The organism is Bacillus sp. JH7 (assembly GCF_001563515.1).
Taxonomy (GTDB): domain Bacteria; phylum Bacillota; class Bacilli; order Bacillales; family Bacillaceae_G; genus Bacillus_A; species Bacillus_A cereus.
In genome coordinates, this window is record NZ_LPUS01000022.1 from 59,266 (window position 1) to 83,522 (window position 24,257).

Below are 24,257 nucleotides of genomic sequence, written 5' to 3' on the forward strand. Positions count from 1 at the left end.
TCGTTATAATTGTAAAATAACAAATAAATGTGTGGAAAGTGTGAAATTCCCCTTTCTTACTCAATTTACATATATAATGTACAACAAATAGAATTTGAGGTGTGTCAATTATGCTATTTCCTGATTTAGCGAATAAAATTGTACGAGAAGTACGCAGACTAATTACAGAAAATATAATTATCATTAATATAGAAGGCGTTATTATCGCAAGTACAGATACAGAAAGAATTGGCCAATTTCATGAAGGTGCACTCCGCTGCGCTAAACAAAAGAAAACCGTCATCATTACAAAAGAAGATGAAAGGCGATTGCAAGGTGTAAAGGCTGGGATGAATCTTCCTCTATTATTTCATGATGAAGTAATTGGTGTCATTGGGATTACCGGAGAACCTGAAAATATTTCACGCTACGGAGAAATATTGCGTAAGATGACCGAATTATTAATTCATGAAAACTACTTTTTAGAGCAATTAGAACTTGAGCACCGTTCTTATGAAGCTTTTGTCTTTGATTGGCTTCAAAATACAGAGTGGTCCCCGAGTTTTCTTGATCGTGCCAAAACACTTGGCATTGATTTATATAAGAAAAAACAACTTGTTTTGTTTTCTATTGGCAAAAATGATACAATGCTCCAGCGTAAAATATGGCAACATGTACGAAATATTTTAACAAAAGAGCATCTATTTGTTCGCTGGGGAAATGATCGTTTTATTTTATTTACAGCGATGAGCTCCAAAGAACAAACTTATCAGTTTTTAAAACGGTTAAAACAAGACTGCGAAGCTTTATTTTCTATTCCTTTATATATCGGGATTGGGCAAACAGTTACCCCAAACAATATGAACATATGTTACGAACAAGCATTACGTGCTCTTTCTGTATCATTGGAAACGCAAAAAATTGTATTTAATGAAGATTTACGTTTAGAAATGTGTTTACAAGATATTTCTGCCGAAACGCGTGAACAATTTCTAGAGCGTACCATCGAAAGCTTACTATCATCTCCTGAGCTTATGCACACTTTACGCTTATTTATCGATTATAACCAATCTTATAAACAGACAGCTAAACAATTACATATACACATTAACACCTTACATTATAGGCTAAAAAAGATTGAAGAACATACAGGACTTGATCCAAAACAATTCAAAGACTTAAACGTTTTATACTTCGCACTCCTCCTATTAGATAATCATACAAAAAAGAACGATAAAACAGATTAATCTTTAGATGATTATACATAGAAAGAATCCCTCGACTTTTTTATCATTATAATGAAAGCACTGTTACCACGTTGTTTATTATAACTAAACACGTTAACAGTTTGAGGGGGATTTCCAATGTTAGAAAAACAAATTATTCATTCATTCGTATCTATTGTTGGCGAAGATAATGTAGATACATCCAATATGGGGCGTTTAACTTATAGTTATGATGCCACTCCAAACTTCCAAGCAATGCCTGATGCAGTCATTGCTCCTCGTAATACAAATGAAGTAGCTGAAGTGTTAAAAGTATGTAACACTCACAAAATTCCTGTGTATGTGCGCGGGTCTGGAACAAATCTTTGCGCAGGAACATGTCCACTTGAAGGCGGTATCGTCCTTATTTTCCGCCATATGAACAATATTTTAGAAATTGATGAAGAAAACTTAACAATTACTGTACAAGCTGGTGTCATTACACTTGATATTATTAAAGCGGTAGAAGAAAAAGGTTTATTTTATCCACCAGATCCAAGCTCGATGAAAATTTCTACAATCGGCGGTAATATTAATGAAAACTCAGGTGGATTACGCGGTTTGAAATATGGCGTAACACGTGATTATGTAATGGGGCTTGAACTTGTCTTACCAAATGGTGATATTATTCGCACTGGTGGTAAATTAGCAAAAGATGTAGCTGGTTACGATTTAACTCGTTTATTTATCGGTTCTGAAGGAACACTTGGCGTGGTAACAGAAGCCATATTAAAACTTGTTCCTATGCCTGAAACAAAGAAAACAATGCTTGCATTATATGAAGATATTAATGAAGCTGCACGTGCTGTTTCTTCTATTATTGCAAATAAAATCATTCCAGCAACACTGGAGTTTTTAGACCAACCGACAATTGAAGTAGTAGAAGAGTTTGCACAAATCGGTTTACCTACAGATGTAAAAGCAATTTTATTAATCGAACAAGACGGTCCACCCGAAGTAGTCAATCGAGATATTGAAAAAATGGCTAACGTTTGTCACTCTATGAATGCAGTTGATGTTCGCGTTGCAAAAGATGAGACGGAAGCAGATGCGCTTCGTACCGCTCGCCGTAGTGCCCTATCAGCGCTCGCACGATTAAAACCTACTACAATATTAGAAGATGCAACTGTACCACGTTCACAAATAGCTCCAATGGTTGAAGCTATTAATACCATTGCAAAAAAATATAATATTCCTATTTGTACGTTTGGACACGCTGGTGATGGTAACTTACATCCAACTTGTATGACAGACGCTCGTAATGCAGAAGAAATGCACCGAGCTGAACAAGCTTTTGCTGAAATATTTGCGAAAGCAATTGAACTTGGTGGCACAATTACTGGTGAACATGGTGTTGGTGCGATGAAAGCTCCATATTTAGAAATGAAATTAGGTAAGGAAGGTATTGCAGCTATGCAAGGAATAAAGCAAGCTTTCGATCCAAATAACATTATGAATCCTGGAAAAATGTTCGCGAAAGACACCCGAAAAAGAGTGGTGGTTGAGCGATGACGACATTGAATAAAGAAAATATTCAAAAAGAATTTAAAGAACGATTAAGTGAAGATGAATTACTAAACTGTATGCGATGCGGTTTTTGTTTACCTACTTGTCCTACCTACATTCAATCCGGATATAAAGAGTCACATTCACCGCGCGGACGTATCGCATTAATGAAAGCTGTCGTTGATGGTTTAATCGAACCAGATGAAGATGTTGAGAATACATTAAACGTTTGTCTTGGTTGCCGTGCTTGTGAGCCTGTTTGTCCATCTGGTGTAAATTATGGGCATTTATTAGAAGAAGCTCGTGATATTATTAATCAAAATAAAAAATTCTCGGTGCCAGTGAAAGCTGTTCGAAAAGTCGTTTTTGAAGGATTATTCCCCCATCAAAATCGAATGAGAACATTAACTGGACTAATCGGATTTTATCAACGTTCTGGTTTACAAACGCTAACACATAAAACAGGGATTATGAAGTTATTCCCCGAAACACTTGCAACGATGGATCTCGTTTTACCAAAAGTCCCTAAAATGAAAGCGATGAAAGATCGTCCTTCATTTTTACCTGCAGAAAGTACAAAGAAAAAACAAGTTGCATTCTTCACAGGCTGCTTAATGGATACGATGTTTTTAGAAACAAATAACGCAACGATGAAACTTCTTCAATTAGCTGGTTGTGATATCGTTATTCCGAAAACACAAAGTTGCTGCGGTGCATTGCATGGACATGCTGGTGAAAAGAGTGGAGCAAAAGAATTAGCAAAGCGCAATATAAAAGCATTCGAAGACTTAAACATCGACTATATTATTACGAATGCAGGTGGTTGCGGAGCTTACCTCGTAGACTATGATTATCTTTTAAAGGATGATCCGGATTGGGCTGAACGTGCTAAGCAGTTTGTTTCTAAGATTAAAGATATTACTGCTATACTAGTAGAACTAGACTTCCATAAGCGAACTGACTTACGACTCACGCCGCAAGTTATTACGTATCAAGACTCTTGTCATTTACGCAATGTTATGCGCACATCTTCTGAACCTCGTATGTTACTAGAGGCTATCCAAGGTGCAACATATCGAGAAATGAAAGATGCCGATCGTTGCTGTGGCTCTGCTGGTATTTACAATATTGTTCATTCAGAGTTATCAATGGAATTTCTAGATTACAAAATGGACCGTGTGCATGAAACAGAAGCAGCAACCATTGTTACTGCAAATCCAGGTTGTTTATTACAAATGAAATTGGGTATTGAGCGAGAAGGGCTTTCTCATAAGATAAGAGGAATTCACATTGTGGATTTATTATTAGAAGCAATTGAAACTAACTCGTAACATACGTAATAATAGGAAAACGGCTATCTCCTTCGTCTATGTAAAGAGATAGCCGCTTTTTTGTCTGCTACAACATTAAAAATATGTTACTTTATTATAAAAAAGAACAACAGAAACATTACAGTTTTGTAAAAATCAATCCATTATATTCCTCAAAAAATCGCTCAAACCATTGATACAATAGGATTCTTCATTTTCTATTTAGGTAACTTTATCCAAAAACCCCCTCTTAAAACCAAGTATAAAAACACTATAAATTCCTTTTATACTCTATATTTCTCTTATTTTTGCTCCCTCCTTCTCTTAGGATAAATTAGGTAATTTTAAAGTCTATGAATTTTTTTCCATCTTTTTTCTCGCAAATTGTATGCTACGATGAATTTGTCAGTCAGACAGGCTGTCAAAAACAAATCGTGTGAAAACAAATTAAAACTTTATATAGGGGGACACACATCATGAAAAAGCGTGTTTTATTATCTGTAGCTGCTGCAACAGCTCTTACTTTAGGAGTATCTTCTCTAGATGCACAAGCTGCAACAGTACAACCATCTAACTTAAAGGTTCAAAATATTCAGCATTCAAAAGTGATGATGAAACAAATGAGCCAACAAGAATTACAAGCATTCTTACAATCTATGGGAGTTGAATCATTAGCACAATGGCAACAAGGAAACTTCCAACCAAACTGCTTCATTCCTGATCAACAACCTACTGAAAATGTTGTAACTGAGCAACCAACAGCTAAGCCAGAAACTCAAAAGCCAGTTGAACAAAAACCAGCCGAGCAAAAGCCTGCTGAAGAAGTTCAAAAACCAGAAGCTCAAAAACCTGCTGAAAACAACAATACTCAAAAACCTGCTGAACAAAAACCAGCTGAGCAAAAGCCTGCTGAAGAAGCAAAATCTTTAAGCGAGTTCGAACAACGTGTTGTTGAATTAACAAACGCTGAGCGTGCAAAACAAGGCTTACCAGCACTAAAAATCGATACTGAATTAAGTAAAGTAGCACGTATTAAGTCTGAAGATATGCAAAAAAACAACTACTTTGATCATAACAGTCCTACATACGGATCTCCGTTTGATATGATGAAGAAATTTGGTATTTCTTATACATCTGCAGGTGAAAACATCGCTCAAGGCCAACGTACACCTGAAGAAGTAGTACAAGCTTGGATGAACAGCGCTGGACACCGTGCAAACATCTTAAATAACGGCTTCACTCACATCGGTGTTGGCTATGTAGAAAGCGGCAACTACTGGACACAACAATTTATTACGAAATAAATAGATTAAAAGAGTCTTCTCATGAGAAGACTCTTTTTTAAGTTTCATAGCTTTCTATTATGTATGAATAGAAAATATATAACATAAACAACATAGATCCACAGCTTATTACACTAAGCAATACATAAAATCCCCACTCTAAGTTCAAAAACAATGAAAACAATATGCCACATGCCATCACTTGAAAAATTCGTCTACTTACTAAACGAATTTTTTGTAATTTAATTGGATCTTTTTCTTTGCCTTTTATTTTCTTAAATTCTTTACTCAGCATAAAAAGAAACATACTAATCCCAATCGTTAATCCTGTTTGAAAGGATATCAAATCCCCAAAATTAATAAAGAGGATAAGCATATGAATAAACAACATAAATAACGTAATTTTCTTTATAAATCCGCCTATAATACCATGCTCTCTTTCATTAAACTTAAATATATTATGTGAAATAATATACAAAAATCCATATGAAAAAATAATAAAACAAGGAATAAATGCTACAACAACTTGTTTACTCATAAACTCGTTTGGCTCACCATTTACATTCCAATGTACTGCCATACGATTTGGTAAATAGGGATAGAGAAATAGAGTAAGTAAAAGACAAGCGAAAAATATTCCAAGTACATACTTATATTTGATCAAGTGATTCTCACCTCTCTTTTCTCTTAACGGCTTCGCTTCTTTTAGAGAAATCCCTGCAAAAATCTACTTTTTTCAAGTTAAAACTTATACTTTACGCATTTTCTTTTTGAAATTCTTTTATTTTTTTATTTAAATTTGTAGGAAACGGCACATCAACTTCAATTGCTTCTTTCGTAATTGGATGCAAGAAATTTATCTTCATCGCATGCAATGCTTGACTGGACATATATTTTGTTTGTCCACCATATAATACATCCCCAACTAGTGGATTACCATTATGACTCATATGAACACGAATTTGATGTGTTCTACCCGTTTCTAATTGTAACGTTACGAAAGTCGTGTTTTGCTTCTTAAAATACTTTTCTACTTTATAATATGTGATAGCTTGGTCACCTTTTGGAGAAATACGACGCCTTGTAGCATGATGGCGATCCCTTCCGATAGCAGCATCAATCTTTCCTTGTTTCTTCTTTACTTTCCCTTCAACGAGCGCTGCGTACGTTCTTTTAATTTTTCTTTCCATTAATAGACGATCCATAATTGCACCAGCAATTCTATGCTTAGCAAACACGACACCACCTGTCGTATCTTTATCTAAACGATGAATATGACGCACCTTCGTCTCTAAACCTTGCATTTGAAAATGAAAAGCAACAAGATTTGCAAGCGTCCCGGTTCCACCTTTTTCAGCAGGGTGTGTGTCCATTTGCTCTGGTTTATTTACGATAAGTACGTGATCATCTTCGTATACTACATGTAATTCACCATATTCTGGATCTACACCGTACTCTTCCTCCGCAAACATATGGACTTGTAACTTATCGTTCTCTTTTAAAAGCTCATTCCATCTTCTTTGTTCCCCGTTAACCGTAACACCTTTTTCCATACGAAGCTGATGTAATAGCTTTTTCGGTATTTCCCATTCTACTTTTAATACCGATTCAATACTTATACCATTCCATTTAGCTGGAACGATAATTTCACACCATTCGCCCTTTTTCTTTGTTTTCATACTGTTTATCACCTTATTTCTATTGATTCTCTCATTGTAACGGAAAACACACTTTGATGCACTGTCAAAAATAGAGGACAGTCTTATAATAGACTGCCCCTCAAGCTCTAAGTCTTTTCATTTCTAATAATACTTCTTCAGCTTTTTGTTCATACGATAAATCCTTAAAGAAATCCGCCAACCTTTTATAATCATTGTAAGCATCTAATAAATCGTCCATCTTTTCTATTTTCATCACTTGTTGTTTTTGTTTCATTTTTACTGGATAGCGATAACCTGATACTTCTTGTATTTTGTAATACTCATCCTCTACTTGAACGACCTTTACAAGTTCTTCCTCTTCTGCATCCATCGTATACCCGTCAAATTCTCTAAGTAGTTCATAAATGATATGAGTCCATTCATCTTTTGGATAAAATCCTTTTTCTAACCGATAACCGACAATGCGATACATATGCCCATCGTTCTCAGCAAACTGTACTGTATCATTTAACTTAAACTTAAAATAACGAAACATTGCCTTCACCTACTTATTATGTAATGTTCTTATCACATACTATTTGCAAAATGTAGGCTTTGCTATTCATAAAAAATGCTCATCATATTGATGAGCATTTTTTACGATGCTTTTTCTCGTTTTTTTCGAAATGGTAACCACCAGTTCCAGTCTCCAAATAACTTCATTAAGCTTGGTACGAGCATAAGACGAATAATTGTTGCATCAAGAAATATTGCTAATGCAACGCCAAGACCCATCTGCTTTACTGGTAAAATATCAGTAAATGCGAATGCACCAGTTACAACAATCATTATTAAAGCAGCTGATGTAATGATTCTACTTGTTGAAACGAGCCCTTCTAACGTTGCTTGATCGTTATCTCCTGTTTCTTCATAGAGCTCATGAATACGTGAAATAAGAAATACTTCATAATCCATACTAAGCCCAAATACGAGGCCAAAAATGAAGATTGGTAAGACAAACAGAACCGGACTTGCTTCTAAACCGAAATGACCACCTTCAAATAACCAAACAACAATTCCAATGGTTGCACTTAAACTAAGTATATTCATAACAATTGCCTTAATTGGAATGAGTATAGATCGGAATGCAAATAATAATATAACAAAGGTCGATCCAAATATAACAGACATACCAATTACAACTTTATCTTTAATTTCATCTTCTAATTCTTGTTGAAACGTCGTCATTCCGCCTAGATAATACGTAACATCCGTTTCTTTATAGTTCTTTTTAAAGTCACGTACCCACTGTTTTGCAGTCTCTGTACGTGGTTTTGTTTTCAAAAAGATTTCTATCGTCGTCTTATTCCCTTGCGTGTATGCTTCAAATACAGGAGTTAGTTTCGCTGATTCTGGCGACTGCAATATTCCAACAACTTGATTTGCTTTCATTCCAGTTAACCCGTCGTATAAACTTCTTACTTCATGTACTTTCTTATCATCTTTTAACTTTCGAACGACTTCTTCTATCTTTTGTAGACTTTCTTTTTCTTTCATATCTTTTTTCGTCTCTACAACTAACGTAACATCAGCGTGTGTTTTGACAGTTTCATTAAATGCTTCTTCATACTTTTCATATGCAATCCTTGTATCACTCTTTTCAGGTAAAGCTTCAACACCAGGGAACTGCAAATTAGCTGTACGTAACGGTAATAAGCAAATAACAATAAATGTTGTAACAACAATAATCATTGCAATTGGATGTTTCATCACAAATTGTGCAAATTTACGCCATGCTTTTGCCGGCGTATGTGCTACTTGATTCTTTTTTAATATTCTTTTACCTATTAACGATAATAGTGCTGGAAGAAGTGTGAGTGAGAATAAAATGCTCATAATGACAACAATCATTCCGCTAATCGCGACAGATTGAATATAATCTATCTTAAAGAAAAACAAACCGGATAACCCAACAAATACGCATAATCCTGAAAATACAATCGCACGTCCTGCCGTTTGATATGTAATTGCTATCGCTTCTTTTACCGTTCGTTTAGCAACTTCCTCTCGAAAACGGTTCACAAATAATAGCGCAAAATCAATAGATAATGCAAGTCCAATCATCGGCGCAACGTTTAACACGAAAATAGATAGTTCTTTATCAACACCGATGAAATACAATATCCCCATCGTACTAATAACACTAAGCGCCCCATTCAAAATCGGTAAAATTGATGCCAAAAGACTACCAAACGAAAATAGTAATACAAGAAACGCGATTGGTAATCCAATCATTTCTGCTACTTTTAAATCATTTTGCGTTCTTTCATTAATCTCTTGATTAATTTTCGGAAATCCTGTAGGTGTTACTTTTAATGCTACATTACTTTCTTTCTCAATCTCATCAGCAAATTGTAATGTCTTTTCCATTCTTTCTTTATTTGTTTTCCCGGAAAATAAAATTGTCGCATAACCGATGTCATCTTGTAGCATTTCTTTATTTTGGATTGGGTGATGGAAAGATTCATAGCTCTCTTTCTCTTGAACATTCTTTACAATTTCATCTATTCGCTTTTTAAATTCCTCATGCGAAGCATCTTTATTTTTCTCAAAAACGAGCAGAAGCGTATCTTGAGACTTCTTAAAATCTTGATCTAAAATTTCTTTTGTTTTTTGATAGTCGCCTTCCGTTTGGAAACCGTCACCACCTAATACTCCCGGTAGCTTTGGAGCAAAAATCCCAAGTGCGATTGCGAGCAACAGTAACGCTACAATTACTGTATAACGAAACTGATACAAAAAAGCTCCTAACTTCCCCCACTTATCAACTTTATGTACATTTGTCTTCACACATTTTCACCTACTTTAAATAATTCAATTGTCACTTATACTGTATCACATCTTGATATAAACAAAAAACGTCTGGAAAAACTATAATAATAGTTTTTCCAGACGTTTTTCTATCTCTCCTTATTAAGCCCTAATCTCTCAGTAAGTAAACGATGGTAGTAAATCGCGATAATTAACAAAATACCACCTACGCAGTAACCAGCTAAAATATCAGTTGGGTAATGTACATTTAAAATGACTCTACTTAATCCAATCGATAGAATTACTATACCCATCAAAATCGTTGTGACACATTTCCCAGCTACGCTTTTCAAATTAGCAGCAATGATATAAGTAAGAAATCCAAATGTCATAATCGATAGCATTGCATGTCCACTAGGAAAACTATATCCAAGTGCATCTAGCCCTTCATTTAATGACGGACGTTCTCTCTTTACAATCTCTTTTATCCCTTTATTCACAAGATGTGTTATTAAAATCCCCATTGGATATACAATCATCGCAGCATAATAACGCTTCTTCCAAAAAACAAGCAAACTTATAACGAGCGTAGTGACTATCCCAATTGCTGATCCCAATTTTGTAAAGTACGAGAAAAATATAAGAGAACTTTCCGTTTGTAGCCCTCTTACTAATCCACGGACATATGTATCCATCACTGTAACGCCACCTGCATGTACGCGCCAAGCAACAATACCAAATACAGCAAATAACAAACCGATACACATCACCTCATACTGATGTAACTTCTTCTTCAAACGATTTCCTCCTACTATGAAAAAATGCGATTTCTACTTTAGAAACCGCATTTCCTTACTTATTTACCTTTTGTTTTTAGCTCTGTCCAGTAACGATCATAGTCTTTTAACTTATCGTCTACATCAACAAGCCATTCTGTACGATCTAACTCTTCTTTCGTTAAGAAAATCATGTGATTATCACGGTATTCTTTACTATGAAGAGGATGAGCTTTTTCATTTGGATTACTGTAACCAATTGACTCGTAGTTTTTCACACTTACTTTTTCATCTAGTAAGTAGTTCATAAATTTCTCAGCAAGCTCTTTATGTTTTGCACCTTTTGGAATTGCTAACGTATCAGCCCAAATTGTGCCGCCTTCTTTCGGTACAACATATTCTACATCTTTATTATCTTTTGCGATAAATGCTGCATCTCCAGACCAAACTGTTCCGATCCAAGCATCTTCTGTAATGAATTTTTGTTTAATGTTATCTGTATCAAATGCTAATAAGTTTGGAAGCAGCTTCTTTAAATCATCTGCTGCTGTCTTTAATTGTGCATCGTCTTTCGTACTGTTTGAGAACCCGTGCTTCTTAAGACCCACTCCTAATACTTCACGAGAATCGTTCAGTAACGTTACATGTCCTTTATATTTCTCATTCCATAAGTCCGCCCAGCTTGTAGGTGCTTCTTTCACATACTTTTTATTGTATGCAATCCCTGTTACACCCCAAGTGTACACTAAAGAATATTTATTCTCTGGATCAAACGCAGGTGTTTTGAAATTAGAAACCATATTTTCGATATTCGGGATATTCTTTTTATCTAACGGCGCTAATAAGTCCATTTTCGCCATTGTTTTAACCATGTAATCAGACGGCTGGATTAAGTCGTACTTTGCGCCACCAGCTTGTAATTTCGCAAGCATTTCTTCATTACTTGCGTACTTGTCATAGTTAATTTTCACATTATATTTCTTTTCAAAATCTTTTAGCACTTGCTCATCAAAATTGTCAGCCCAGCTATAAATATTTAATTCTTCTTTCTTTTCACCACAACCAGCAAGCACACCAGCAACAAGGCTAAAACTAATTGCTGCGCCAGCTATTCTTTTCATTAATTTCATCGGTTTATTACCCCCTTGTACTTTCTATATCGTTCGTATTATAAAGGAAGGTGTCCTCCAGAGTTTTCTTCACCATCTGCACCTTTATTCCGGAAGATTTCAGATAGAACCATTAATCCTACGATAGCAACAATTAAAATTGTAGAAAGAGCATTAATTTCTGGTGATACTCCGCGCTTAACCATACTGTAAATATATAATGGCAATGTTGTTGATCCTGGTCCTGATACGAAGAAACTAATTACAAAATCATCAATTGATAATGTGAATGTTAATAATGCTGCCGAAATAACTCCCGGTGCAATTGCTGGGAACGTTACATAACGAAACGTTTGCCAAGGCGTTGCTCCTAGATCATTTGCAGCTTCTTCTAAGTCACGTCCCATACTTGAAAGACGCGCAGCTAAAATAACAACAACAAACGAAATACTAAATGTAATATGTGCAATAATAATCGTTGTTTGTCCAAGTTCCATTCCTAACTGGCTGAAAAGAATTAGTAAAGATAATCCCATTAAAATATCAGGAATTAAAATTGGTAAATATACAAGGCCATTAATAGCCCCTTCGAAACGATATTTATAACGATGTAAAGCAATTGCAAAGAATACACCAAGTACCGTTGTCACAATCGTTGTTATAACTGCAATCGTAATACTATTTACAAATGCATCAATAACATCTTGTTTTTGAAATAAATCTGTATACCAATGGAATGTAAAACCTTCCCACTCCGCATTAATGCGAGAGTCGTTGAAAGAATAGACCATTAAAACCATCATTGGAAAATACAAGAATAACAAAATTAACCAAGAATAAGAAACTAAAAACTTCTTCATCTTTGCCTATTCCCCTCCGTTCTCATTATATTTATATACTTTCGTTGCACGATAATATAAGTAAATTAACAGAACAGAGAATAGAACAACGATAATCGATAACGCAGATCCAAATGGCCAGTCACGTGCACCTAAGAATTGATTTTGAATAACGTTTCCGATTAATGCTACTTTCGATCCGCCCATCACGTCTGATACAACAAACATTCCGATAGAAGAAACGAATACTAAAATAGAACCAGTCGCAATTCCTGACATCGTCATCGGCACTGTTATATTCCAAAATGCCTTTATTGGTGTTGCTCCTAAATCATAAGCCGCTTCTAGCTTACGCTTATCCAGCTGCTCAATTGCTGCATACACTGGTAAAATCATAAATGGTAATAAAGAATAGACCATTCCGAGTATTACAGAAGGAGTATTATATAATAAATTTAACGGTTCACTAATAATGCCAAGCTTTAATAACAACGTATTCACAAGACCTTGTGAACGTAAAATAACAATCCATGCGTATGAACGAACAAGAAAGTTAATCCAAAACGGGATCGTTGCCAATAATAAAAGAATAGAGCGGTATTTGCGGTCAACAATTGTAATTGTATACGCAAACGGATAACCAATTAATAAACATATTACTGTTGTAATAACTGCGATCTTAACAGTTTCCCATAACGTTCCTAAGTACAAAGGATCAAACACACGGGATATATTCTCCAGCGTAAATTGCATTTCTACTGTCCCGTAAGCTCCGCGCTGCATGAAGGCGAATCCTAATACGAATACGAGCGGGATTAGGAAGAAAATTAACAGCCACGCGACTGTAGGTAGTGCGAGTAATTTCCCTTTTTTCAATTTAAGGTCACCTCGTCCTCTTGCTCCCAGCCTACATATACATTATCTCCAATGCTCCACTGCGCTGCCTCTTCAGCAGTTTGATATGCCATTAGTAATTCTGATGTTTTCTCATCACGTACATAAAGCTTCTCCATATTTCCGACAAACTCGATATCTTCAATATGTCCAAGATGGTATTCTTTTAAAATTGACTCTTCAACCGAACGTACTTTTACATTTTCAGGGCGAATTGCTACATAGCCTTCCCCGTTTTTCACAATATTATTTTCACCGATGAATGTCGCAACGAACAATGTTTTCGGCTTATTATAAATTTCTTTCGGTGTTCCGATTTGTTCGATATGTCCTTTATTCATAACTACAATACGATCGCTCATGCTCATTGCTTCTTCTTGATCGTGCGTTACGTATATGAACGTAATTCCTAAATTACGTTGTAAGTTTTTCAATTCACGTTGCAAGTCTTTTCGTAACTTAAAGTCAAGCGCTCCAAGTGGCTCATCTAATAGTAATACACGCGGATTATTTACAATCGCTCTTGCAATTGCAACACGCTGCTGTTGTCCACCAGAAAGCTTCGCAGGTTTACGATTACGGAACTCAAGTAACTGCGTTAAACGCATTGCCTCTTCAGCACGCTCTTTCTGCTCTGCTGCTGATACTTTCTGCATTTTCATACCAAAACAAATATTCTTCTCTACTGTCATATGTGGGAATAGTGCGTAATGTTGGAACACTAGGTTCATATGACGCTTATATGGCGGCAAATCGTTAATTCTTTCAGCATCTAATAAAAGATTCCCTTTAGTTGGAGTTTCAAATCCTGCGATCATACGAAGTAAAGTCGTTTTCCCGCAGCCACTCGGTCCTAAAATTGTTAAAAACTCTCCCTCTTTAATATCTAAAGAAAGAGGTGGGATAATCACTTGATTTCCAAAATGTTTTTCAACTGCTTCAACTTTAATAATCTTTTTCATTTTCCCGTCCTATCTACCTTAAATTTTTAATTTTTATATTCATGAATAAATATTTATGTTCTATAGACTATTTTTTGTTTCGATCCAAACAAAAATGATTATTTAACAAGCGTTCGTTTCTATTCTTTATGTAGTATGTTGGATTCATTTTCGCATGATACATAACGTCGAACAGAAAAACCCCTTCCATTGCGAAGGGGCTATTATCATACGGCTACGCCTACTGATAAACACCATCATCATTTTAACAACTTTCGTATGAATTTTAAAGCACTTTTTGTAGAAGAGTAACGAATTTTCATGTCGAATGCTGTAGATTGGGCTAAAATGCTTTTATAATGTGAAAAAGTCCGAAAACTTTCTTTCCCATGATAACCCCCTAATCCACTACTTCCAACACCCCCAAAAGGTAAATATGGCGTGGCAAGATGATAGACAACATCATTAATACAGCCTCCACCATATGAAATATTACTCGTCACTTTCTTTTGTACTTCTTTATCTTCAGAAAATACATATAACGCTAACGGCTTCGGATGTTGCTGGATTGTGCCAATTACATCTTCTATGTTGTCGTACTCTATGATTGGTAAAATCGGACCAAAAATTTCATCTTCCATAACAGTATCTTTCCATGTAATATCCGCTAGTACTGTCGGTTCAATATGTAATGTATCTTTCTTATAGTTTCCACCAATTACGACTTGACCATCTTGTAAGAATCCACATAATCGTTCAAAATGACGCTCACTTACAATACGCACATAATTTTCATTTCGCAAAGGTTCTTTACTATACTGCTCTGTAATTTCATGTCGCAGTGCCTCAATTAGCTTTTCTTTCACGGAAGAATGCACATACATATAATCAGGCGCTACACACGTCTGCCCTGCATTTAAAAACTTACCCCAAACAATTCTTCTTGCTGTCATCTCTATCTTTGCATCTTTATGTACAATACAAGGACTTTTCCCGCCAAGTTCTAAAGTGAGCGGTGTCAACTGTTTCGCTGCTGCTTCCATTACAACTTTTCCAACTCCAACACTACCAGTAAAGAAAATATAATCAAACGGTTCCCTCAGCAAAGATGTACTCTCTTCAACGCCACCTTCTACTACCGCTACAAGCTCTTCTGGGAATAATTCATCTAACATTCTCTTAAGCACTTTTGAAACGCTTGGCGTTAACTCTGACGGCTTTAAAACGATTGTATTTCCAGCTGCCAGTGCTCCTACAAGTGGTGCAATTGCTAATTGAAAAGGATAGTTCCACGGTGCAATAATAAGCGTCACACCATACGGTTCTGGCACTACTTTTCCTTTTGATCCAAAATGAGTGAGTGCTGTTCGAACTCGTTTCGGTTTACTCCACGATGACATATGTTTCAATTGAAAGGAAATTTCTTTTAATACATATCCAACTTCCGTTGTAAACGACTCGTGAACTGACTTATTTAAATCTAATTTCAATGCCTGAAATATTTCTTCTTCAAAACGCTGAATGCCTTCATAAAGCTTCTTCAAATTATTCTTCCTCATTTCGATGCTTCTCGTATGCCCTTTTAAAAAATATTCCTTTTGCCTACTTACAATAGAGGAAATACTCATTCACTCACCTTCTCCCACTATTTTTATCCAATTCTTTCATTATTTATATAGACTTCATATATAACAAATTTCTATTCTTAAGGTTACATTATATATGACTTTTTCAGCTATATAAAATTCATTGCTCACAAAAAAACTACCGAAAGAAAATCTCTCGGTAGTTTTACTGTATTAACGATATAAACGAACAGCACCTGCAGAATTATCATCAGCTTGTCCTACTACTTCAAATTTCAAACCAAGCTTCGGTAAAATACGTCCTGCATCTGGAATCTGTTGATTAATATACGTTTTAGAATCATCAAACTTTGGTACGCCTGCTAAACCATCATACGTAAATGTTCCACGCGTTGGAGATACGACTTTCCAAGCTGGCGTTTTGTCGAATGAGAACGCTGCATCAGCGATTTGGAATCCTGTACTACTCTTAACTGTTGGTTTACCATTTAAAGTACCAACAATTGCTTCTGGATGAGAATCAACTACACCAAGGAAACCGTGTCCTGGATGTACACCAACCCAGTTATCTGTATAAGCTGAATCTGCATACCATACAACCATACCAGTGTTAAATACTGGACCGCGAGCAAATTTCAACGCGTTATCTGCCCCAGCATAGTTTCTCCACTCAACATAGTAGTTATGTTTTTTCTTCTCTGTTCCGTTAGATACAACGAAACCATCTAATTTTAATTGTGGTGTACCTTCTGCGTCATCAGAGAATGCTACTTTACCATCTACTGTTAATGAAGCATTATCAAGAGCGAATCCATTTAATGCTAAACCACCATCAGTAATGTAATCAAATGTTAATTTTACTTTCTTGCCTTTGAATTGACTTAAATCATATGATTTGTCAATCCATTTTCCATTTGTCGAATCTGCATTTCCACTATTTGCTTTCTCACCAAGTCTTTCAATTAACGTTTGTTGACCATCTTCCGTTACAGCGTGTACTTCAAGGAAATCATACTCTGCTTCAATTTCATATAATGATTTGAAGTCAAATTTTGCAGTCGTTGCATTTGTTAAATCGAACAGTGGTGTTTCCATCTTCGTATGAAGATCATCACCTTTTGTGCTGTAGTAATACTGTTTTCCAAATGCCGGCTCAATTGTTTTTATATCTTTGTCTGGTAAGTTAACACGAATCATACCCGGACGGTTAGATTTCGTAACACTTTGATCCAAATATGTCGCTAGACCGATACCTTTATTTAATTTCTCGTAATCTACTTCTACGATATTTGCCCAGTTACCACCGATTGTTTTTTGGAAAAACTCTTTATTTTGTGGTGAGAAACTCGTTGGCGTCGTTCCAGCGATTTTACCAGCCCAGCTTCCGCCACTCATAATAGACCAAGCTTCAATCGGCTCACCTTGACCACTATATTGTGTATCGTACTCATCTGGAAGACCTAAATCGTGACCATATTCATGTGCGAATACACCAACCGCTCCATCTTCTGGTTCAATTGTGTAGTCGAATGCTGCCATCTTTCCACCCCAATATGGTACTTTCGCTTGTGTACCTTCAATTGGGAATGGCTTTGGTCCAACTGTCCAACGGTGCGACCAAATTGCATCATCGCCTAATTTACCACCGCCTGCCTCTTGTCCAACACCCGCATGAATAATCATTAAGTGATCGATTAAACCGTCTGGTTGATTTTTATTTCCATCACCATTTACATCGTATTGATCAAATTGGTCGAACTCTGATAAATCAATACCACTATCTACAGCTGCTTTTAATGCATCTTTTACTAAATCACGTGGCCCTTTTGGTCCTTTATTATCATGGCCGCCGCTAGCAGCATCTGCACCATAATCAGCCGCCTTACCAGGAACTGTTAACCATTTTGTAACTGTTCCGTCCACTGTGTAACTACCACCAGATTGTTCTTCGTAATATTGTTTGAACGTTTCAATTTTACTTCCATCATCTAATGTGAATGGCTCGTTGCCGAATAACATTTTTTCATAATGTTCTTTATTAAAATCGTTAGAATACATATATCCAGGCTCTTTGTCGATATTATTATGTTTAAAGTCAGCGTACTCTACAAGTAAAACGAGTACTTTGTCTTTACGAACTTCACCGTTATAGTCTTTTTGTTTCGCTGGAGAAGTTGGTACTTTACCATTTAGACCGCCTTTAACTGGGCCTGTCGCTGCAGGTGTGCCTGTTGCTGGTTGATTTAATTTTTCTTTCGTGTCTGCTTTCGCATCTTTCACTTTCTTTAAAAAGTCGGATGCATCTTTCGTAAGTTGGTCCCCATTCGCTGCTTCTTTCCCAGGATTTTCACCCTTTTTGTTCTCTACATACTTTTCGACTGCTTTCTTTGTTTCTGTCTCTGAAGCCTTCGAATCAATTACCCCACGTTTTTTTAATGCATCTGCTAAACGTTCTTCCGGAATTAAATGATCATCAACTGGGCTCGTAGCTGTTTTATTCACAGGCGTTTCAGCATATGCAGATTGAGTGCCAGCTCCGAATGAAAGGCCTAATACAGCTGTCAATGCGATTGATGACAAAACTTTGAACGGTTTCTTGTTCATCCCTTATTTCCTCCCCTAATAAATAATATGTATTACAAATTGAATTTTATTAAAAATTCAATATTTTTTCAATATTTAGTCATATTATGTAATGTTTTTAATATATTTGTAAAAATTTCATAGTTAGCATACGAATATATCACAATTCAACAATGTTTTCTGAAAATATTGAAAGTTTTTATCGAACAATTTATAATTTCCATAGAGGGAGTTTAATGGGGATTTTATCTTTGTTTCATCTACACAATATTTGATAATTCACTACATAAAACACAAAATCGGATTTCATTATCATGTATTCTGTAGCAGCAATTATGACCGATAATTAGGGAGGAATTACATTTGTACAAAGATAAGACAGACGCACTGGATCAAGAATGGATTGATTTAATACTTGAAGCTCTAGATGCTGGTATCGCCATGCAAGACATCGAGCAATTTTTCCAACGTATGAAGCCATCCAGTCAGGCTCAATAGGTTTGTTCTTTTTAACGAAGTTTATGTTATAATAATGACATCATAAGACAACTACATATTGATAGAAAGGTGCGCAAATATGATTGGAGAACGTATAAAACGCCTTCGTTTACAAAAAGGGATTTCATTAACTGAACTTGCCGAAAAAGCTGGCGTTGCTAAATCTTACATTAGTTCTATAGAACGAAATTTACAAAAAAACCCTTCCATTCAGTTTCTTGAAAAGATCGCAGCAGTTCTACAAATTCCAGTTGATACTTTACTTCATGATGAAACAACAAAGGAAACTAACCTAGACTCCGAATGGACACAACTCGTTAAAGATGCAATGAACTCTGGTGTCTCCAAAGAACAATTTCGTGAATTTCTTGAATTTACAAAGTGGAAGCAAAATCAAAAATAATAATAGAAAGAAGTGCTTACAACCAGCACTTCTTTTTCTTTATAAAAAAAAGCGGGAATACCCGCTTTTTTTATTATTTTTCTTCCCCAGCTTCTTGGTTAGCATTGAATGTCCATTCTAAATTCAATGTATCACCTTGGAAGATATTTTGGTCTTTTCCATCATCTACAAATTCAAATTGTACCCATAGATAATCCTCTGTACCAGCTGCTAATCCACCCTTTTCTCCCCACTCAGGAGCAAAGATATCTTTAGCTAAAAGATCTGGATCAACTTTTTGTAAGTCTGCTAAAGTTGTTTCGTATACAGGCTCACTTTGTTTATCCCAGTTCCAAAGGAATTTTACTTTAACGTGCTTACCAAAGTCTTCACCAGCATTATCACCTTTTGCATCTTTAACAGTATACTTTGTTGCTAATTTAACGTCTTTAATAGTTAACGAACCGCTGTTTTGTAATAAGAACTCTTTCTTAACAGAATCCCCTGGTTTTAAATCTTTAATATCTACAAGCGTCTTAGGGTTTAATGTAAGGTCTAACGTCCCAGCTGCAAATGTATTGTTTGATACTTCTTTATCGCTAAAGAATGCAAATGTTCCTCCACCAATTAAAGCTAACCCCAATGCTGCTGATGCAACTCCCATACCTAATTTCTTTTTCAGACTCACAATCAATTCCCCCTAGCTTTTTTTTATATTTTTATCACTTATTTTTCAATAAGAGATGTAAAGAAAACTATATTAGCTTAGCTAATATGTGTTCTTTTTTAAAAACCTTATGTTCATTATAACGAACAACTCTATATAAACACAACACATATTTATTAATATTTTCAGTTATTTTTATTTCTCAATATCATTTAGACTTTTCAGAAAAAAAACAATGATAATTTATAACTTTTTTCACACTCAAATCATTTAATACTATAAGAAAAAAGAAAAACAAAGAGGTGAGGGCTAACGTTCCCTCACACTCGTATAAATATTACTAGTCTTGCTTATTCGTTCACTCTCTCTTACACCACATTCTTGTTTTCCGGCTGTTTCACTAAAGCAGTTACTCCGCTTTCTTTTGCTCTTCTAGCTTTTTCTGTTCTTCGGCTTTCTTCTGTTCTTCGGCTTTCTTCTGTTCTTCTACTTTCTTCTGTTCTTCTACTTTCTTCTGTTCTTCGGCTTTCTTCTGTTCTTCTACTTTCTTCTGTTCTTCGGCTTTCTTCTGTTCTTCTACTTTCTTCTGTTCTTCTACTTTCTTCTGTTCTTCTACTTTCTTCTGTTCTTCTACTTTCTTCTGTTCTTCGGCTTTCTTCTGTTCTTCTGCTTCAATTGCAACGTTTAATTGTTGCTGAAGAGCCTGAATTTGCTCATCAATAGCTTTCAAGCTAATTTCTTTCTCAATATAGTCACGCTTCTCTTTGATACTGCGGAAGCCTTCATTTACATATATGGACACTTGCTGCATCGACTCATCTTTATTTACCTTTAATTCTTCTTGTATTTGATTGTAAGGAGCTTCTATTTCAGTATATACATTTTGCAGGGCTTCCTTCTCAGCAACAATTTTCTCACGCCCTTGTTGCCATACAGAAATCGCCTGTTTTATTTCTTCAATAGAAGTTGCTTTCGATTTTCCCTTCATCGTTCCATACTCACGCTCAATAAACTGTTTATGTTTCTCAGATTGCTCTTTTAACGTATTAACTGTTTTCGGAAATATAATTGCTGTAGAAAGCGTCGCTTCTACTTTCGTTTCATGAATGAACGCCGCTTCTGTATGCGTCATAATTTGAGATCCTAAATAAAACGTAATAGAACACATACACGGCAATATAAGCATCTTTTTAAAATTACGCGGTCTTTTCAGCATCTTAATCTCTCCCATCGAACATTACGTTCTTTATACAGAACATTATCTATATTATAGTAAAGAACTATTAAAATTGATAGACAAATACTAGAAAAATAGAAAAAGGGCTATCCATGTGATAGCCCTTTTTCTTATTATCTTTCTTCACCTGCTGTTTGTTGTGCATCAAACGTCCAATTTAATTGTAACTTATCGCCTTGGAATTGATTTTGATCTTTTCCATTATCAACGAACTCGAATTTCACTTTGAATTTATCAGATTTACCTGCTGAAATACCTTTTTCATCCCAGAACCAAGCCGATAAATCATTATCTACAGCTGTAAGTGTGTCACCTTTTAATTTATCTAAAGTAGTTTGTTTCACAATTGTCTCATGCTTATCTACATTTTTTAAGAATGTTACTTTAATATGTTTACCAAAATCATCTTTATTGTCTTTCTTTACATCTTCTACATTATAATCTGTTTTCAGTAGAACCTTTTTAATATTTAAAGAGCCTTTATTTTCTAGTTTAAATTCTTTTTCAATTGTATCCCCAGGTTTTAAATTCGATACGTTAACAACTGTTGATGGATTTAATGCTAAATCCAGTGTTCCAGCCGCAAATGTATTATTTGACACTTCTTTATCACTGAAAAATGCAAATGTTCCTCCACCAACTAAAGCTGCTCCTAATACTGCTGATGTAATACCCATTCCTAATTTTTTCTTTAAAGTCATGTCCATATCCCCTTAATATATATTTGTTAACTTCCTAAACGGAAAGTATAACCAAACGAACTAGACGGATTGTTCTACTTTTTTATCTTTCTTTTCTCCGTCAATGCTACGAATAGCACCAAAAATAGAAATCGCGGAATACCCAAGTAAAAAGACTCCTGGAATAATAAGAAGCAATGCTGCTCCCGCTTTTGAATTCGCATAATTCAGTAAATAACCAACATACGGAACTGTAATATCTGCATACTTTCCAACTACATTTTCTGCAAGTACTGGCTCTAAATCTGGTCCGTTGTTGTTATCCCCTTTTGTTTCATACATTACTTTTCCATTTGTATCTTTCACACCGATAATACGGTGAGTGATAATTTTTTGATCTTTCTCTTTAAAGGTAATAACATCACCTTTTTGATATTTAGAACCATCTTTGTTTGGTTCTATTGCAATGATTGATCCTGTTAAAAACGTCGGCTCCATTGATCCTGAAAGAACGCTCTTAAATTGATATCCCATCACTGTCGGATCACCACCGCTTGCTTTTGAAGAAATAACTACAAAAGCTAAAAAAACCATCAATGCAAATAAAACAAATGAGATCGCGTTGCTAATTATCTTCCATATTAATTTCATCGTCTCTCTCCCTCTCCGTTGTTTTATATTATTTGAAGTATGCAATATCCACTTTGTTCTTTAACAAGAACACAAGTAAATGATATAACGAACTTTAAGTTATTGCAATAAGAAAATTTACAATTATTAGTTATTTAAAATATAGAAAAAAGACTGTGCCAAAATTTTACACAGTCTTTTTATTAGTAATTTATTTACCTTCTGATTTCATTCCTTTTGTATTTCGGCGCAACACTACATATAAAATTGCTCCAAATAATATAATCGCACCTATCCCAACACTTATTACTTTCACATTTGAGTCTTTTACTTCAGGCATAGTTGTATCTTTTTTAGGCATCGTAAAAGTGACATCTTCTGTTGAAAGAACATTTACCGTCGCAATTGTTTGATTATTTTTCGTAATATCAACTGCACCAACTACCTCACCACGATGTATTCCTTTATGATATAAAGATTCTTTATCTAATGAAGCCGCCCGGAAAATAGTTTTCACATTTTTCCCTTCATCTTTCTTAAGCATAAGCTCCGCACTTTGTTCCAACTCAGAATTAACATCTTTATTTAAATATGTTGTTTTTTGATGCCAATTATGTTTATCAAGCACCATTTGCTTCGTAAATTGACCGAAAGAATATTCCGCCATCTGCTTCAAATCTTCATAAATTTCAGGTCTTTGAGAAGCCATTACTACGCTTATAATACGATTTCCATCTTTCTCATTTAATAAAACAAGTGTATTACGTGCTTCATTCGTAAACCCTGTCTTACCGCCAATGCTATATGGATTTTCAAAAAAATTAGATTTATTAAAAATAGACACCGTCTGCCTAGACGTCGTAACTGTCGTTCTTTTCGTATTCATCGCTTGTAAAATTTCAGGATACTTTTGCACACCCTTCGTAATCATAGCCATATCATACGGCGTCGTATAATGGTTCGGATCATGCAATCCATTCGGTGTTACAAAGTGGCTATCTTTCGCCCCTAATTGCTTCGCTTTCTCATTCATCATATTAGCGAAATTCTCAACACTCCCGCCAATCCGCTCCGCAATCGCATACGACACATCATTCGCACTCAGCACCATTAAAATCATAAGCGCAGTATTTCTATTAATTGTCTCTCCAGGTTGAAACTCAATTTGATAATTACTCTTCTCTTGATCTAATGCTAATTGTGAAAATGTAAATTGATCCTCTGGCTTTGTATGCTCCATGAGTAAAATCGCTGTTAACACCTTCGTCGTACTAGCAGGAAATGCGCGGTGATATGCGTTTTTGTCATACAAAACATCTCCTGTTTTTGCATCAATTGTCGTTGCAAACTGACTAAAAACATTCGGTCCTTCCGCAGGTGGTGGTGCAACTTGTTCTGGATTTACTCCAATATTCGTCTCAGCACGCAATGTTATGGGCGTCAAAAAAAACGAACAAATAACTGTAATAAAAACCAAAATTTTCTTAAAATTTACCATATGACTCTCCCTTTTCCATTTACTCCTTAACAAAATAATAAATCTACCAATCATATGTAATTTGTATTATATTGGAAGAATTTTCACTATTTTTTACTATATCATACTTTTACGATAAAGAACATAAATATACAATAAAAATA

22 protein-coding genes are annotated in these 24,257 nt (G+C 35.3%); 6 read left to right on the forward strand and 16 right to left on the reverse strand.

All coding sequences use genetic code 11. From position 1 onward, the window contains the following. Positions 1–101: 101 nt before the first annotated feature. The 4 genes from AU379_RS20880 to AU379_RS20895 all read left to right on the forward strand — a co-directional run bounded on the left by AU379_RS20880 (position 102) and on the right by AU379_RS20895 (position 5,364). Positions 102–1,226 carry a sugar diacid recognition domain-containing protein gene (locus AU379_RS20880; protein WP_157462722.1) on the forward strand — a complete coding sequence of 375 codons (1,125 nt, stop codon included), beginning with the start codon at positions 102–104 and terminating at the stop codon, positions 1,224–1,226. 117 nt (positions 1,227–1,343) lie between these two features. Then, positions 1,344–2,756, forward strand: a complete 1,413-nt coding sequence (gene glcD / locus AU379_RS20885) for a glycolate oxidase subunit GlcD (RefSeq protein ID WP_000890754.1) — start codon at positions 1,344–1,346, stop codon at positions 2,754–2,756. Next, entirely contained in the window at positions 2,753–4,081 is a 1,329-nt protein-coding gene (locus tag AU379_RS20890; RefSeq protein WP_000209648.1) for a (Fe-S)-binding protein, read from the forward strand. Before glcD ends, AU379_RS20890 begins: the two co-directional genes overlap by 4 nt. A 455-nt stretch (positions 4,082–4,536) precedes the next feature. Then, positions 4,537–5,364 (forward strand): CAP domain-containing protein, encoded by an 828-nt coding sequence (locus AU379_RS20895; RefSeq protein WP_061139683.1) that lies wholly within the window; start codon positions 4,537–4,539, stop codon positions 5,362–5,364. A 37-nt stretch (positions 5,365–5,401) separates the two neighbouring features. Here AU379_RS20895 and AU379_RS20900 read toward each other — a convergent pair whose 3' ends face one another. From AU379_RS20900 to inhA1, 11 genes are all read right to left on the reverse strand, one after another. Continuing rightward, positions 5,402–6,007, reverse strand: a complete 606-nt coding sequence (locus AU379_RS20900) for a DUF1648 domain-containing protein (RefSeq protein ID WP_000598995.1) — start codon at positions 6,005–6,007, stop codon at positions 5,402–5,404. Positions 6,008–6,098: 91 nt separating this feature from the next. Then, a complete protein-coding gene (locus tag AU379_RS20905) occupies positions 6,099–7,022 on the reverse strand; it encodes an RluA family pseudouridine synthase (protein WP_061139684.1) in 924 nt (307 codons plus the stop codon). A 100-nt stretch (positions 7,023–7,122) separates the two neighbouring features. After that, the gene (locus AU379_RS20910) at positions 7,123–7,539 is read right to left on the reverse strand and encodes a hypothetical protein (protein WP_000490301.1); all 417 of its coding nucleotides are present in this window, start codon (positions 7,537–7,539) and stop codon (positions 7,123–7,125) included. Between the two features lie 101 nt (positions 7,540–7,640). Beyond that, a complete protein-coding gene (locus AU379_RS20915; RefSeq protein WP_000856419.1) occupies positions 7,641–9,833 on the reverse strand; it encodes an MMPL family transporter in 2,193 nt (730 codons plus the stop codon). Between the two features lie 110 nt (positions 9,834–9,943). Then, entirely contained in the window at positions 9,944–10,591 is a 648-nt protein-coding gene (locus AU379_RS20920; RefSeq protein ID WP_044584239.1) for a phosphatase PAP2 family protein, read from the reverse strand. A 59-nt stretch (positions 10,592–10,650) separates the two neighbouring features. Next, a complete protein-coding gene (gene potD, locus AU379_RS20925) occupies positions 10,651–11,700 on the reverse strand; it encodes a spermidine/putrescine ABC transporter substrate-binding protein PotD (RefSeq protein ID WP_000772485.1) in 1,050 nt (349 codons plus the stop codon). A gap of 38 nt (positions 11,701–11,738) precedes the next feature. Next, on the reverse strand, positions 11,739–12,539 hold the full coding sequence (potC, locus tag AU379_RS20930) for a spermidine/putrescine ABC transporter permease PotC (protein WP_000714192.1): 801 nt from the start codon (positions 12,537–12,539) through the stop codon (positions 11,739–11,741). Between the two features lie 6 nt (positions 12,540–12,545). Then, complete coding sequence (gene potB, locus AU379_RS20935; protein WP_000715500.1) at positions 12,546–13,394, reverse strand: spermidine/putrescine ABC transporter permease PotB; 849 nt, start codon at positions 13,392–13,394, stop codon at positions 12,546–12,548. After that, positions 13,391–14,374, reverse strand: a complete 984-nt coding sequence (gene potA, locus AU379_RS20940; protein ID WP_000720318.1) for a spermidine/putrescine ABC transporter ATP-binding protein PotA — start codon at positions 14,372–14,374, stop codon at positions 13,391–13,393. Before potA ends, potB begins: the two co-directional genes overlap by 4 nt. A gap of 239 nt (positions 14,375–14,613) precedes the next feature. Beyond that, positions 14,614–15,981 carry an aldehyde dehydrogenase gene (locus tag AU379_RS20945; RefSeq protein ID WP_000028383.1) on the reverse strand — a complete coding sequence of 456 codons (1,368 nt, stop codon included), beginning with the start codon at positions 15,979–15,981 and terminating at the stop codon, positions 14,614–14,616. A 171-nt stretch (positions 15,982–16,152) separates the two neighbouring features. Beyond that, positions 16,153–18,543: a M6 family metalloprotease immune inhibitor InhA1 gene (inhA1, locus tag AU379_RS20950; protein ID WP_061139685.1), complete on the reverse strand. Its 2,391-nt coding sequence runs from the start codon at positions 18,541–18,543 to the stop codon at positions 16,153–16,155. 342 nt (positions 18,544–18,885) lie between these two features. Between inhA1 and AU379_RS20955 the strand changes: the two genes are divergently transcribed. Further along, positions 18,886–19,020, forward strand: coding sequence for an anti-repressor SinI family protein (locus tag AU379_RS20955; RefSeq protein ID WP_000276219.1), 135 nt, complete (start codon positions 18,886–18,888; stop codon positions 19,018–19,020). Positions 19,021–19,099: 79 nt separating this feature from the next. Next, entirely contained in the window at positions 19,100–19,423 is a 324-nt protein-coding gene (locus tag AU379_RS20960; protein WP_000578885.1) for a helix-turn-helix domain-containing protein, read from the forward strand. Between the two features lie 73 nt (positions 19,424–19,496). Here AU379_RS20960 and calY read toward each other — a convergent pair whose 3' ends face one another. The 5 genes from calY to AU379_RS20985 all read right to left on the reverse strand — a co-directional run bounded on the left by calY (position 19,497) and on the right by AU379_RS20985 (position 24,114). Further along, entirely contained in the window at positions 19,497–20,090 is a 594-nt protein-coding gene (gene calY / locus AU379_RS20965) for a biofilm matrix protein CalY (RefSeq protein WP_000053713.1), read from the reverse strand. 388 nt (positions 20,091–20,478) lie between these two features. Then, positions 20,479–21,285 (reverse strand): DUF4047 domain-containing protein, encoded by an 807-nt coding sequence (locus tag AU379_RS20970; protein WP_061139686.1) that lies wholly within the window; start codon positions 21,283–21,285, stop codon positions 20,479–20,481. Between the two features lie 134 nt (positions 21,286–21,419). Next, complete coding sequence (locus AU379_RS20975; protein ID WP_000172854.1) at positions 21,420–22,007, reverse strand: CalY family protein; 588 nt, start codon at positions 22,005–22,007, stop codon at positions 21,420–21,422. Positions 22,008–22,067: 60 nt separating this feature from the next. After that, positions 22,068–22,637: a signal peptidase I gene (locus AU379_RS20980; protein WP_000767792.1), complete on the reverse strand. Its 570-nt coding sequence runs from the start codon at positions 22,635–22,637 to the stop codon at positions 22,068–22,070. Between the two features lie 190 nt (positions 22,638–22,827). Further along, complete coding sequence (locus AU379_RS20985; protein WP_000247029.1) at positions 22,828–24,114, reverse strand: D-alanyl-D-alanine carboxypeptidase family protein; 1,287 nt, start codon at positions 24,112–24,114, stop codon at positions 22,828–22,830. Between the last annotated feature and the right edge of the window lie 143 nt (positions 24,115–24,257).